Origin of the sequence: Paraburkholderia sabiae, assembly GCF_030412785.1 — a bacterium.
GTDB classification, from domain to species: Bacteria; Pseudomonadota; Gammaproteobacteria; order Burkholderiales; family Burkholderiaceae; genus Paraburkholderia; species Paraburkholderia sabiae.
On sequence record NZ_CP125295.1, the window covers coordinates 1,940,442 to 1,953,498 of the forward strand.

At 63.1% G+C, this 13,057-nt stretch carries 11 protein-coding genes and 2 riboswitches; of the genes, 6 read left to right on the plus strand and 5 right to left on the minus strand.

All coding sequences use genetic code 11. The features are described 5' to 3' along the window. Positions 1 to 133: 133 nt before the first annotated feature. The 3 genes from QEN71_RS08675 (at position 134) to QEN71_RS08680 (ending at position 2,470) form a co-directional block, all read left to right on the plus strand. Complete coding sequence (locus tag QEN71_RS08675; RefSeq protein WP_201654649.1) at positions 134 to 928, plus strand: DeoR/GlpR family DNA-binding transcription regulator; 795 nt, start codon at positions 134 to 136, stop codon at positions 926 to 928. Positions 929 to 1,325: 397 nt separating this feature from the next. Next, a complete protein-coding gene (locus QEN71_RS44770) occupies positions 1,326 to 1,454 on the plus strand; it encodes a hypothetical protein (protein WP_407675471.1) in 129 nt (42 codons plus the stop codon). Between the two features lie 329 nt (positions 1,455 to 1,783). Further along, positions 1,784 to 2,470 (plus strand): response regulator transcription factor, encoded by a 687-nt coding sequence (locus QEN71_RS08680; protein WP_201654643.1) that lies wholly within the window; start codon positions 1,784 to 1,786, stop codon positions 2,468 to 2,470. Between the two features lie 20 nt (positions 2,471 to 2,490). Here the strand turns inward: QEN71_RS08680 and bluB are convergent, their stop codons facing one another. Genes bluB through cobA form a run of 5 tightly spaced genes read right to left on the minus strand, consistent with a single transcriptional unit; the run spans position 2,491 to position 6,218 of the window. Further along, positions 2,491 to 3,195 (minus strand): 5,6-dimethylbenzimidazole synthase, encoded by a 705-nt coding sequence (gene bluB, locus QEN71_RS08685; RefSeq protein ID WP_201654640.1) that lies wholly within the window; start codon positions 3,193 to 3,195, stop codon positions 2,491 to 2,493. Further along, entirely contained in the window at positions 3,179 to 4,483 is a 1,305-nt protein-coding gene (locus QEN71_RS08690; protein WP_201654637.1) for a cobyrinate a,c-diamide synthase, read from the minus strand. Before QEN71_RS08690 ends, bluB begins: the two co-directional genes overlap by 17 nt. Positions 4,484 to 4,486: 3 nt before the next feature. After that, the gene (cobO, locus tag QEN71_RS08695) at positions 4,487 to 5,089 is read right to left on the minus strand and encodes a cob(I)yrinic acid a,c-diamide adenosyltransferase (RefSeq protein ID WP_201654634.1); all 603 of its coding nucleotides are present in this window, start codon (positions 5,087 to 5,089) and stop codon (positions 4,487 to 4,489) included. Next, on the minus strand, positions 5,086 to 5,505 hold the full coding sequence (locus QEN71_RS08700) for a cobalamin biosynthesis protein (RefSeq protein WP_201654631.1): 420 nt from the start codon (positions 5,503 to 5,505) through the stop codon (positions 5,086 to 5,088). The genes cobO and QEN71_RS08700 overlap by 4 nt, the downstream gene beginning before the upstream one ends. After that, positions 5,502 to 6,218 carry a uroporphyrinogen-III C-methyltransferase gene (cobA, locus tag QEN71_RS08705; protein WP_201654628.1) on the minus strand — a complete coding sequence of 239 codons (717 nt, stop codon included), beginning with the start codon at positions 6,216 to 6,218 and terminating at the stop codon, positions 5,502 to 5,504. Before cobA ends, QEN71_RS08700 begins: the two co-directional genes overlap by 4 nt. A gap of 153 nt (positions 6,219 to 6,371) precedes the next feature. Beyond that, positions 6,372 to 6,629, minus strand: a riboswitch (cobalamin riboswitch). Between the two features lie 69 nt (positions 6,630 to 6,698). After that, positions 6,699 to 6,973, plus strand: a riboswitch (cobalamin riboswitch). A gap of 161 nt (positions 6,974 to 7,134) precedes the next feature. Here cobA and cobW point away from each other — a divergent pair. From cobW to QEN71_RS08720, 3 genes are read left to right on the plus strand one after another with little or no spacing between them, the layout of a single operon-like run. Beyond that, the gene (cobW, locus tag QEN71_RS08710) at positions 7,135 to 8,232 is read left to right on the plus strand and encodes a cobalamin biosynthesis protein CobW (protein ID WP_201654625.1); all 1,098 of its coding nucleotides are present in this window, start codon (positions 7,135 to 7,137) and stop codon (positions 8,230 to 8,232) included. Positions 8,233 to 8,241: 9 nt separating this feature from the next. Then, complete coding sequence (gene cobN, locus QEN71_RS08715; protein WP_201654622.1) at positions 8,242 to 12,024, plus strand: cobaltochelatase subunit CobN; 3,783 nt, start codon at positions 8,242 to 8,244, stop codon at positions 12,022 to 12,024. Then, on the plus strand, positions 12,021 to 13,052 hold the full coding sequence (locus QEN71_RS08720; protein WP_201654618.1) for an ATP-binding protein: 1,032 nt from the start codon (positions 12,021 to 12,023) through the stop codon (positions 13,050 to 13,052). The genes cobN and QEN71_RS08720 overlap by 4 nt, the downstream gene beginning before the upstream one ends. The last annotated feature ends 5 nt before the right edge of the window (positions 13,053 to 13,057 follow it).

A 13,057-nucleotide genomic window follows, 5' to 3' on the forward strand; every position in this document is an offset into this window, starting at 1 on the left:
TCCGGCGGATGCAATCGGATCGAACAAATTCACGCTCCTGCTACGTGGAGGCGGATGTGGATTTGCTTGGATTTATATTGAAGCCGCGCAGACACGTTTGCTAGACTGGCGCGAATTTCCCGACCCCGCGCCCATGTTCGCCACTCACCGACAGAACGAGATCCTGCGGCTCGTCCGCGCTCAGCAGACCTGCACGATCACGGATCTGGCCACCACGTTCGACGTGTCCGACGAGACGATTCGCCGCGATCTCAAGCCGCTCGTCGCAGAAGGTCTGCTGGTGAAGGTGCATGGCGGCATCATGCTGCCCGCGCAACTCGACGAACCGCCGTTCCGGCGCCGCATGGTCGAACAGCGCGAGGCGAAGCGCGCGATCGCGGCGCGCATCGCGCAACTGATCGACGACGGCGATTCGCTGATGCTCGACGGCGGCACGACCTGCGTGCATATCGCGCAGGCGCTCGAAGCGCACGCGCGCCTCACGGTCGTTACCAATTCCGCCGAAGTCGCGCGCCTGCTCGCACCGCGCAACGACAACCGCGTGCTGATGGCAGGCGGCGAACTGCGCGCGGACGATGCATCCGCTGTCGGCGAAAGCGCGCTCGCGTTTTTCCGGCAGTTTCATGTGCGGCACGCGATCGTGTCGGTGACGGCGATCGACGCGAAAGGGCGCTTCATGGACGCGCAGCCCGCCGACGCAGCGCTGGCGCATGCGGCGTTCGCGCAAGCCGAGCGCCGCATCGTTGCCGCGGATCACACGAAGTTCGGCCATAGCGCGCTTGTGCATGTGTTCGGCGCGGACGGTCTCGATACGCTGGTCACGGATGTCGAGCCGGCAGCGGGACTGTCGAAAGTGCTGGCGCATGCCGGCGTCGAAGTGATCTGCGCTTCGCCTGCTGCCGACGATACAAATGAGGAAGTCGTCTAATCGTCCGTAAAGGACTTGCGTTGTCCGCCCCGCAAGACGCGGCACGATATCTCGACGGTGCGCGCACCTGCCGCGCGGAACGCGTGGGCGTGCAGCCCTAAAGTGCAGTGCCGCAAAAGCCGCTAACAGGGTTGGGCGGCCGTGTCGTTTGACGTGAATGGATCATATGGCACCGATAAGACGGTTATCGGTATCATCGGACCGATTTAACGAATTGGCCGCCTTGCCACATAAAAATCGCGAGATTAATTGACTGATTCAATTCGTTCTAATAATCTTCACCCCGATTTAAATCGAATGCGTCAGCGGCGACGCTCGAATTGTTAAATCTCCCGGGTAACTGGCACGAACTTTTATTCCAATGCGTGGAATAGAACACGCAAAAGAGATGTTCGTGATGCAGTGCCGCCATGCATCGGCGGATTCGTCCGTCGACTGGCATTCGGTAGCACACCCGTCATTTCGAGCCGCACAAGAAGTGCTGCGCCTGGCCGGAAAGCGCGTAGCGTCATGCGTTTGCGCGTGACGTCCGGCAACTCGGGCGCTCAATGCGGGCATACGCGCAGGCAGGAAAACGCAAGAAAAAGATTCCGCTTGTACTGCGCGGTCAAAAGAAGTGGGTTGTGCGCCTGTTTAATTCCCGTCGTTGCAATGGCGGATCAGACGCGCGGACCCTAAAAGCAATATCGGGCTATCGAGGCATTGTCTGGCAATGTGAAGCAATTTGCCGACATTCGATGCAAGGCTTGAAGAACAAAGCGAATGTGGATTTGAAATTTCCTATTTGCGAGTCGTCATCCTTCATCGGGCATTTCCCGGTCGGACGGAAACAATGAATTAGCGTTGCGGGGTTTTATGAGAATTGCAGTTCTGGAGGAGACGCAGGCGCAGGCCGACTTCGTGTGCAGGACTTTGTCGGCTGCGGGGCATACGTGTCATGCATTCGAGGACGGCCCGGCACTCGTCCGACAGTTGCGCAGCCAGCCGTTCGATCTGCTCGTGCTGGATCGTCATGCGCCCGCGCTGTCGGGCGATGAGGTGTTGCGCTGGGTCCGTCAGAATCTCACTGAGCGTCTGCCCGTGCTGTTCATGACCCGTGCGAGCGATGTCGCGCATCAGGACGTCGACGCCGACGATTATCTCGTCAAGCCGGTGAGCGCGGCAGCGCTGCTCGCGCGTGTGGGCGTGCTGCTGCGCGGCGCGTTTCAGCGCGAGCCGCTCGGCGAGAAAGAAGTGTTCGGCGAGTACGAGTTCGAGCCGGGTTCGAAGCGCGTGCATGTGCGCGGCAGCGCCGTCACGCTGACGCACAAGGAATTCGAACTGGCGCTGCTGCTGTTCAAGCATCTGAGCCGGCCGCTGTCGCGCTCGCATATTCTCGACGCGATCTGGAAGCAGGCGGCGGGCATTCCGTCGCGTACGATGGACACGCATGTGTCGATGCTGCGTACGAAGCTCGGTCTGCGTCCCGAGAACGGCTATCGGCTGATGCCGATTTACGGCTACGGATACCGGCTCGAACGGATCGAGAAGGGCGACGCCTGAGCGGCGACGCGCGAGCGGTTCTAACGCCCGTTTAAAGCGTTCTGGACAGTAGTCTGGTCCGCGTCGCCTTCGTGCTCGGGTGGTGCTTCCGGCCACGTGTTTTCGAAGAGACACGCAGCGAGCGGCATGCGCGTGGCCCAGCCTTCCGATTCGAGCATCGGCTCGCGATAGAAGTGCTCCACATGGCCGAGACATAGCAGCGCGACAGGCCGCGCGCCTTCGGGTATGCCGAGCATCGTGCGCACTTCGTCGGCATCGAACAGCGACACCCAGCCCATCCCCAGACCTTCCGCACGCGCCGCGAGCCACATGTTCTGGATCGCGCAGGCCACCGACGCAAGATCCATCTCCGGCAACGTGCGCCGTCCGAATACGTGTTTCTCGCGGCCGTCCATCAGCGCCATCACCAGCAGCTCGCCGCATTCGAGCATGCCTTCCACCTTGAGCTTCATGAACTCGTCGCGCCGCTTGCCGAGCGCGTCGGCCGTCAGCACGCGTTCGCGTTCGACGGCGCCGTGCAGCTTCTGCCGCAACGCGGGATCGGTGATGCGTCCGATGCGCCACGGCTGCATGTAGCCGACGCTCGGCGCGTGATGCGCGGCGTCGATCAATCGCGCGAGCACGGCGGGATCGACGGGCGTGGGCACGAAGTGGCGCATGTCGCGCCGCTCGTAGATCGCGCGGTAGACGGCGGCGCGCTCGGCGTCGTTAAAAGGCTCGGCCATGGAAGAGGGCAGCCGCGAAGGCTGGGTTCGACGGCCAGTAGCCGTGCATGTAAGTGGCGACGACGCTTCCCTGACGATAGACGGCTTCGCCGGGCGCGTCGGACTGGGCGCGCGTCGCGTGGCGCACGGGTGCGAGCGGCGTGCTCACGCGCGAGTAGTGGAACGTGTGGCCCGTCAGCGTGCCGTGCACGCCGTCGCTCATCTGCATCATGCCGAGCGCGGTGAAGCGCGTCTGCATGGCTGCGTTGCCCGGTAACAGGGCGAGCATCGGTGTCGTGACGCCGTGCGTGTCGGTGACGCTGTCGAGCAGATACAGCATGCCGCCGCATTCGGCGACGATGGTGCGATCCGCGTTCGCATGCGCGCGGATCGATGCCGCGCTGCGCGCGTTGGCCGCGAGCTTCGGTGCATGCAGTTCGGGATAGCCGCCGGGCAGATAGAGCGCGTCGGCGTCGGCGGGAACGGCTTCGTCGGCGAGCGGCGAGAAATACGTGAGATGCGCGCCGAGCGCTTCGAGCAGTTGCACGTTCGCCGGATAGATGAACGAGAAGGCGGCGTCGCGCGCGATCGCGATGTGCATGCCGTCGAGCAACTGCGGCAAAGACTCGTTGTCTGCAGCGTCGTCGAACGTGACGGCGGGCGGCAGTTGCGCGAGTGCTGTCGATGCGAGCGCATCGGCGGCACGATCGAGACGTGCATCGAGATCGTCGATTTCCGCTGCCTGCAACAAGCCCAGATGACGGTCGGGCAATTCGATCGCGGCATCGCCCGACAGATAGCCGAGCATCTTCAGATCGCGCGGCAACGCTTCTTCGAGCATCTGCGCGTGACGCGCCGAGCCGACGCGGTTCGCGAATACGCCGTGAAACGGCACATCATCGCGAAAGCGCGCGAGGCCGAACGCGACGGCGCCGAATGTCTGCGCCATCGCTTTCGCCGAGATTACGGCGGCGACGGGCACGTTGAATTTCGCGGCGAGATCGGCGCTGCTCGGCGTGCCGTCGAACAAACCCATCACGCCTTCGATCAAAATCAGATCCGCTTCGCGCGCCGCTTGCGCGAGTAGCGCGCGGCATGCGCGTTCGCCGACCATCCACAGGTCGAGCGAGAGTACAGGCGCGCCGCTCGCGCGCGCGAGGATCATCGGGTCCAGAAAATCCGGGCCCGTCTTGAACACGCGCACGTCTCGCCCCATCCGCCGATGATGCCGCGCGAGCGCGGCCGTGATCGTCGTCTTGCCCTGGCCCGACGCCGGCGCGCTGATGAAGAGAGCGGGGCACGCGGGCATCGTTCAGAACTCCACGCCGCGTTGTGCCTTCACGTGCTGCTCGCGGTACGGATGCTTGACGAGGCGCATTTCGGTGACGAGATCGGCGGCTTCGACGAGCGCATCGGGCGCGTGGCGGCCTGTTATGACGACATGGACCATCTCGGGTCGCGCATTCACGACTTTGAGCACTTCATCGAGCGGAAGATATTCGTACTTCAGCACGGTATTCAACTCGTCGAGAATCACCATCTGATACTCGCCGCTTTCGATCATGCGGCGTGCTTCGTTCCAGCCCTTGCGTGCCGTCGCGATGTCGGCCTCGCGGTCCTGCGTGTTCCAGGTGTAGCCGTCGCCCATCGTGATGAACTCGCAATTGCCCTGCGCGCCCAGAAAATCGCGCTCCGACGTGTGCAGCGCGCCCTTGATGAACTGCACGACGCCGAGCTTCATGCGGTGGCCGAGCACGCGCACGGCCATGCCGAACGCCGCCGTCGACTTGCCCTTGCCCGTGCCCGTGTTGACGATCAGCAGGCCTTTCTCGACGGTCGCCTGAGCCTGCTTTTTCTCGTGGCCTTCGCGGCGGCGCTGCGTCATGCGTGCATGCGATTCGGGATCGGTCTTCATCGATGTTCCTTGATTCTGGATGTGTCGTTGGAATGAGGGTGTGCGGCAGCGCACGCGATGGCGACAGTCACGCCGTCGTGCGCAAGTTTCGTGACGAGCAGTTCTCCGCCGTTCGCGGCGAGCCGCGCGCACGGTTCACAGACGCCGTCGACGCCGAGATGCTCTCGCGCGGCGGAAGATGCGTTGATGGGTGCATCGAGCGCGGCGATCTGTTCGCGCGTGAACGTATGCAGCGGCAGCGCGTTGCGTGTGCAGAACTCGACGAGTCCGGCTTCGTCGGCCTTCGTTTCGATCGATGCGACGGCGCGCAGTGCGGCGAACGGAAGCGCGTCGCCGAGCGCTTCACGCACGGCTGCTTCGATCTGTTCCGCCGACACGCCGCGCCGGCATCCGATGCCCGCGATCAGCGTTGTCATGGCGCGGCCAGCGACGCGACGCCGCCGATTACGACGATCGACGGCGATCCGAGTCCAGCATCGGCGACGCACTGCACGAACTCGCGCAACGTCGCGGCGACATGGCGCTGCTCGGGACGTGTCGCCGATTCGATCGCGGCGCACGGCGTATCGGGTGGCATTCCTGCGCTCAGGAGCGCATCGACGATATCGCCGAGCCGACGCATGCCCATATAGATGACGAGCGTCATGCGTGTGGCGGCGAGCGCTTGCCAGTCCGCTTCGTGCTCGCCCGCGCCGTGCCCCGTGACGAAGATCACGCCCTGCGCGTAGTCGCGATGCGTGACGGGAACGCCGATCGCCGCAGGCGCAGCAATGCCCGCCGTGATTCCGCTGATGATTTCGACGTGCACGCCTGCAGCTTGCAGCGCTTGCTGTTCTTCTCCGCCGCGTCCGAACACGAACGGATCGCCGCCTTTCAGACGCGCGACGCTGCGGCCCGCGCGCAGATGATCGAGCATCGTGGCAATGATCTCGTGTTGCGGCGTCGATGCGTGGCCGCCGCGTTTGCCGACGTAGACGATCTGCGCGTCGTCGCGCGCGAACTGGAGCACTTCGGGATTGACGAGATCGTCGACGAGCACGACGTCAGCCAGCGCGAGCGTGCGCGCGGCCTTGAGCGTCAACAATTCGACGTCGCCGGGACCGGCGCCGATCAGCCAGGCGCGGCTCATCGCGAGGAGAGCGCCGCGATGTGCGCGGGCGCTTGTGTGTGACAGGTCATGCAATGTTGCGTGTGACGCGCGACGGCTGCCATAGTGTGAGTCTGCATCGCGCGTGGGCGCTGGCCTCCGTTTCCCGCGGTGCCGGCGAATGGCGAATCTACGTTCGCCCCCTTGCATCGGGCCGGTATCCGGGCTGGCGGCTCATCGCGTTCGCCTTCCCATCTGCGAGTGGCAGACAGTGGCTCTGAACGCACTGCGCGGAAGATGTTTTCCGCTCGCCGCGTGACCGTTGCGGGGACAGCACAGGCTGAGCGCGAGGTCGTCGCTTTCATGTTGCGACGAGCGGGCGCTTCCCTGTTTCCCGTTTAACCGCGCAGACCTTCGAGCGTTCCGCGCGGCACCAGATGCGCGCATACGATAGCACACGGGGCTGTGCGAGTCGCTGCGTAGTTTCGCGGATGCTTCCTTGACGCTGCCTGCCGCCGGGCCTAAACTCGCACGCACTCTGGTGCTCGCGCGCGCTTTCTGCGCGCGCAGTTAAACGGGAAATAGCGGGCTTCGCACGGTTCATATCGGCGGGCCAAACTATGCTGCTCCCCGCAACGGTAGGTGAAGGCATCGCGCAGACGATGCAGAGCCGGCCTCGCTGCATGTGCGTCCAATAGCGGCCCATGCAGATACATCCACTGCGCGAAAACGCTCGCGCGGGAAGGAGAGGCGGCGCTTTCATCAGCCCGGATACCGGCCCGAGTGAACGACGCCATGCTGCGGGGATGCGGCACAGCGTTCACGATTCCTCATGCGCTGCAGCGGTTTGATACCGATGCGGCGCCGTTTTCGTCCCCGTGCATCACATATGACAGCGCAGCTAATTCATAGCGCGCCTTCAGGGTCACTCGAACGACCTTCGAGCAACGGAGCCATCATGCAGACACAGATGCGCAAGATTCCCGTGACGATCGTCACCGGCTTTCTCGGCAGCGGCAAAACGACGTTGATGCGTCACATCCTTCAACACGCGGGCGGGCTGCGCATCGCCGTGATCGTCAACGAGTTCGGCGAACTGGGCATCGACGGCGAGATTCTGAAGGGCTGCGGTATCGGGTGCGACGAAAACGGCAACGAAACGGAAGGCCAGTTGTATGAGCTGGCCAACGGTTGCCTGTGCTGCACCGTGCAGGAAGAGTTTTTCCCTGTGATGGAGCAACTCGTCGAGCGGCGCGAACAGATCGATCACGTGTTGATCGAAACGTCGGGCCTCGCGCTGCCGAAGCCGCTCGTGCAGGCGTTCAACTGGCCGTCGATCAAGAACAGCTTCACTGTCGATGCCGTCGTGACGGTGGTGGATGGTCCCGCTGTCGCAAGCGGCCAGTTCGCGGAAGACCCCGTTGCCGTCGATCAACTGCGCAAGGCCGATCCGAATCTCGATCACGAATCGCCGCTGCATGAACTGTTCGAAGACCAGTTGTCGGCAGCCGATCTCGTCATTCTGAACAAGATCGATCTGCTCGATGAAGCGCGACAGGCCAGCGTGGAAGCCGTGATTCGCGAAGAGATTCCGCCGCAGGTGAAGGTAGTGCGCGCGCACATGGGGCAACTCGATCTGCATGCGCTGCTCGGGCTCGAATCGGCATCGGAAGAAACGATTCATTTGCGCCACGATCACCACGGTTCCGCCGACGATCCCGAGCACGCCGATCATCATCACGACGAGTTCGATTCCGTCGTCGTCACGGCGAAGGCGACGTCGCGCGAAGCGATGATCGCGGCATTGCAGCGCGTGGTCGAAGGGCACACGATTTATCGCGTGAAAGGCTTTGCGGCGCTGCCCGGCGCAGCGATGCGGCTCGTGATTCAAGGCGTGGGCCGCCGTTTCGATAGTTACTTCGACCGGCGCTGGCAGGCAGGCGAAATCGATGCATCGTCGCTGAGCCGCTTCGTGCTGATCGGCGAAGACCTCGATCAGCCGACGCTGCAACGCGCGCTCGACGAAGCGCTCAGCACGCAAGCGCAGCAGGCTTAAGGCACCGCGATGCATTTGCTGCGCACCGTCCCGGGCGGTTTCGTCGACGATACGCAAGGCGTGATCCGTATCGATCAGAAGCCTGCGGACATCGTGATTCTCAGTTCCGCCGACACGACGCTGTCGCTGCTCGCGAGCGTCGTCACGCGGCTGGGCGACGGTTTTCCGAGCGTGCGGCTTGCGAATGTCACGTATCTGCGGCAACCCGCTTCCGTCGATTTCTACGTCGACGACGTGTTGCAGCATGCGCGCGTCGTCGTCGTCGATCATCTGGGCGGCGAAGCGTACTGGCCGTATGGAATCGAACAGGTCGTCGCACTCGCGCAGCGCAAGCAGCAGACGCTCGCGATGTTCTCCGGCGACTTGCAGGAAGATCCGAATCTGCTCGCTCGCAGCACGGCCGATGCGGACCTGTGCCATCAGTTGTGGCGTTATCTGCGCGAGGGCGGTCCACATAACGCGGAATCGTTCATGCGTTGTATCGCGTGGCGCGCGCTCGGCTGGGGCAGGGAACCTGCGCCGCCGAGTCCGCTGCCGGCGGCGGCGCTTTATCATCCCGCGCATGATGTCGCGACCATCGAAGACTGGCAGGCGCGCTGGAAGCCTGAAGCACCCGTCGTCGCGATTCTGTTCTACAAGGCGCATTTGCAGGCGGCCAACACGGCCGTGTTCGATGCGCTGATCGACGCGCTCGAAGCGCGCGGCATGAATCCGCTACCTGTCGCGATCACGTCGCTGAAGGATGCGATCAGCCGCGATGTCGTGCAGCAACTCGCTGCGCAGCATGGGATTGCGCTCGTGCTGAATACGACGGCGTTCGCGGCTTCCGCAATCGACGATCCCGAGCCGCTCGAAGTGGCGGGCGACGCGCCCGTGATGCAGGTGATTCTGAGCGGCGGCAATCGCGAGGATTGGCTCAAGGACAATCACGGCCTCAATTCGCGCGATATCGCGATGCACGTTGCGCTGCCCGAAGTGGATGGCCGCATCATCACGCGCGCGATCAGCTTCAAGGGCCTTGCATATCGTTGTCCGCATACGGAAGTGGATGTGGTTCGCTATCAGCCGGATCACGAGCGGGTCGCTTTCATCGCGGAGTTGAGCGAGCGCTGGTGCAAGCTACGGCGCACGCCGAATACCGACAAGAAGCTCGCGCTGATTCTCGCGAACTATCCGATGAGCGAAGGGCGCATCGGCAACGGCGTCGGACTCGATACGCCTGCATCCGTCGTGAACATTCTTCGAATGCTGCGTGACGAAGGATATCGCGTCGAAGATGTGCCTTCGAATGGTGACGCGTTGATGGCTGCGTTGACGCAAGGCGTGACGAACGATCCCGTCGTGCGCGATCTGCGGCCTGCATTGCAGAGCCTGGCTTTGAGCGATTACAACGCCTATTTCGCGCAACTGCCGCAAGCATTGCGCGATGCGTTGAATGCGAAGTGGGGCACGCCGGAGCTGGATCCTACGCTACGTCGCGGGCGCTTCATGATCGCGGGCTGGCGATGCGGGCATGTGTTCGTCGGTATCCAGCCGCCGCGCTCGCGCGAACAGAACGACTATGCGAGCTATCACGATGCCGAACTCGTGCCGCCGCACGCGTATCTCGCGTTCTATTTCTGGCTGCGACATCAGTTCAATATCGATGCCGTCGTGCATGTGGGCAAGCATGGCAATCTCGAATGGTTGCCGGGCAAGAGCGTCGCATTGAGCGATGCATGCTGGCCCGATGCGATTCTCGGGCCGCTGCCGCATCTGTATCCGTTCATCGTCAACGATCCCGGCGAAGGCAGTCAGGCGAAGCGGCGTACGCAGGCTGTCATCGTCGATCATCTGATGCCGCCGCTCACGCGCGCAGAAAACTACGGGCCGTTGCAGGATCTCGAACGACAGGTCGACGAGTACTACGACGCGTTGATGGTCGATCCACGTCGCGCGAAGCTGCTGCGCAAGACGATACTCGACACGATCGTCAAGCATCGCTTGCATGAAGAACTGAGCCTCACGGCACCTGCCGATGTGGATGCGGAAGACGTGCTGCTGACACGCGTCGATGCGTGGCTGTGCGAGTTGAAGGAAGCGCAAATACGCGACGGCCTGCATACGTTCGGGCAATCGCCTGAAGGCGTGCAGCGGCGCGATACGCTGCTCGCGCTTGCGCGCTTTCCAGTGGGCGACGGTCAAGGTGCGAAGGCTGGATTGATCGATGCGTTGGCGCGCGATCTGGACGTCGATCGTCTGTTCGATCCGTTGTCGGCAGATTGGTCGGCCGAGTGGAACGGTCCGCGTCCCGCGATCTTGCAGCAGATCAGCGATGCGCCGTGGCGTCATAACGGCGACACGCGCGAAAGGCTTGAACTGCTCGCAGCGTCTTTGCTCGATGACAAGTGCGAGATCGCGGTCGCAGCTGAACTGCCGCAAACATCGCGTGTACTCGAACGTGTGCGCGACGACATCCTGCCGCGTTTAGACGCATGCGGCCCGCACGAACTGATGCATTTGAAGCGCGGACTCGAAGGGCGTTTCGTTCCGCCGGGCCCGAGCGGTTCGCCATCGCGCGGACGTCCTGACGTGCTGCCTACGGGCCGCAACTTCTATTCTGTCGATACGCGCGCGATTCCGACGCAAGCGGCGTGGTCGCTTGGATTGAAGTCGGCGCAGACGCTGATCGAGCGTCACTTGCAGGAACATGGCGACTATCCGCGCGCGATCGGGCTGTCGGTGTGGGGTACGGCGACGATGCGCACGGGCGGCGACGATATCGCGCAAGCGCTCGCGCTGCTCGGCGTGCGGCCGAAGTGGGCGCCCGGCAGCCATCGCGTGACGGACTTCGAGATCATGCCGATTGCCGCTTTCGATCGTCCGCGTATCGACGTTACGTTGCGTGTGTCCGGCTTCTTCCGCGATGCGTTTGCGAATGTGATGCATCTGTTCGATGCCGCTGTGCAGGCCGTCGCCGAACTCGACGAACCCGAAGACGTGAATCCCATTCGCGCACGAGTAATGCGCGAGCGCGACGCGTGGATCGAGCGCGGCGTCGCGCCTGAAGAAGCGCGTCGGCGTGCAGGCTTTCGTGTGTTCAGCGCGCGACCGGGCGCCTACGGCGCAGGTTTGCAACAGATGATCGACACGCGGCAATGGCAGACGGATGCCGATCTCGCGAACGCGTATCTGTCGTGGGGCGGCTATGCATATACGCAGAAAAGCTCGGGCGAAGAAGCGCGTCACGCGTTCGGCACGCGGCTCGCCGCGATGGATGTCGTGTTGCAGAATCAGGACAACCGCGAGCACGACATTCTCGATTCGAACGATTACTACCAGTTTCAAGGCGGCATGACGGCGGCCGTGCGGCATCTCGCGGGCAATCAGCCGCATGTGTATCACGCCGATCACAGTAACCCCGACGCGCCGCGCGTGCGTGCGTTGAATGAAGAGATCGCGCGCGTGATCCGTTCGCGTGTCGTGAATCCGAAGTGGCTCGATGGTGTGAAGCGTCACGGCTACAAAGGAGCGGCCGAAATCGCCGCGACGGTCGATTATCTTTACGGCTACGATGCGACGGCGCGCGTGGTCGCCGATCATCAATATGCGCTCGTCGCCGATGCCTATCTGAACGACGCCGATACGCGCGAGTTCATGCAGCGGCACAATCCGCATGCGTTGCATGCCGTCTGCGAACGGCTGCTCGAAGCGATGCAGCGCGGCTTGTGGCAACAACCCGGCGACTATCGCGCGCAAGTCGAACAGCATCTGCTGGATAGCGAACAGCACATCGAAGGATCACGCTCATGAGCGAAGTCAATGCGCCGCGCGCGGTGTTTCCGTTTTCTGCGTTGATCGGTCAGGCGCCGTTGCAACAGGCGCTGCTGCTTGCTGCCGTCGATCCGGGTATCGGCGGGGTGCTGGTGAGCGGTCCACGCGGCACCGCAAAATCGACGGCGGCGCGCGCGCTCGCCGAGCTTTTGCCCGACGGCCAGTTCGTGACGCTGCCGCTCGGTGCGAGCGAAGACCGGCTGATCGGCACGCTCGATATCGAATCCGCGCTGCGCGATGCATCGGTGCGCTTTGCGCCGGGGCTGCTCGCGAAGGCGCATGGCGGCGTGCTGTATGTCGATGAAGTGAATCTGCTGCCCGATGCGCTCGTCGATGTGCTGCTCGATGCAGCCGCGAGCGGTGTGAATACGATTGAACGCGATGGTGTGTCGCACTCGCACGATGCGCGCTTCGTGCTGATCGGCACGATGAATCCCGAAGAGGGCGAATTGCGGCCTCAGTTGGCCGATCGTTTCGGCTTGATGGTCGAACTTGCGAATTGCTATGAGCCGCAGACGCGGCAAGCGATCGTCAAGGCGCGGCTCGCGTTCGATCTCGATGCTGCCGGGTTTCGTACTTTGCACTCTGCAGAGCAAGCAGGTTATGTCGTGCGGATTCGGGAGGCACGTGTGGCGTTGGCGCGTCTGTCGTTCGACGACGCCGTGCATGCGCATGTCAGCGCGCTGTGCATTGCAGCGGGCGTCGACGGTTTGCGTGCGGATCTCGTGATGCTGCGCGCGGCTCGCGCGTTGGCGGCGTTCGAACAGGCCGATGCAGTGACGCTCGGGCATGTCGATCGGGTGGCGGAATCGGTGTTGCTGCATCGGCGGCGTTTGCACGAGGATGCGGAAAGGCCGCAGGAAGCGCCGGGTTCCGGTGATGCGCGGAATGCTTCGGTCGATCAGGCTAGTCATTCAACCGATAGCGACTATGGCTATCTTCCGCCCGAACCCACGGGCATCACGCGCGTCAAGCAGGTCATCCCGCTTCCGGCAAAAAAACACTGAGCCAT

Coding starts and splice junctions, on each gene's coding strand:
- QEN71_RS08690 (WP_201654637.1), bottom strand. CDS start 4,483: ATGCCCGCGTGCCCCGCTCTCTTCATCAGCGCGCCGGCGTCGGGCCAG.
- QEN71_RS08680 (WP_201654643.1), top strand. CDS start 1,784: ATGAGAATTGCAGTTCTGGAGGAGACGCAGGCGCAGGCCGACTTCGTG.
- QEN71_RS08675 (WP_201654649.1), top strand. CDS start 134: ATGTTCGCCACTCACCGACAGAACGAGATCCTGCGGCTCGTCCGCGCT.
- cobO (WP_201654634.1), bottom strand. CDS start 5,089: ATGAAGACCGATCCCGAATCGCATGCACGCATGACGCAGCGCCGCCGC.
- cobW (WP_201654625.1), top strand. CDS start 7,135: ATGCAGACACAGATGCGCAAGATTCCCGTGACGATCGTCACCGGCTTT.
- QEN71_RS44770 (WP_407675471.1), top strand. CDS start 1,326: ATGCAGTGCCGCCATGCATCGGCGGATTCGTCCGTCGACTGGCATTCG.
- QEN71_RS08700 (WP_201654631.1), bottom strand. CDS start 5,505: ATGACAACGCTGATCGCGGGCATCGGATGCCGGCGCGGCGTGTCGGCG.
- QEN71_RS08720 (WP_201654618.1), top strand. CDS start 12,021: ATGAGCGAAGTCAATGCGCCGCGCGCGGTGTTTCCGTTTTCTGCGTTG.
- cobA (WP_201654628.1), bottom strand. CDS start 6,218: ATGAGCCGCGCCTGGCTGATCGGCGCCGGTCCCGGCGACGTCGAATTG.
- cobN (WP_201654622.1), top strand. CDS start 8,242: ATGCATTTGCTGCGCACCGTCCCGGGCGGTTTCGTCGACGATACGCAA.
- bluB (WP_201654640.1), bottom strand. CDS start 3,195: ATGGCCGAGCCTTTTAACGACGCCGAGCGCGCCGCCGTCTACCGCGCG.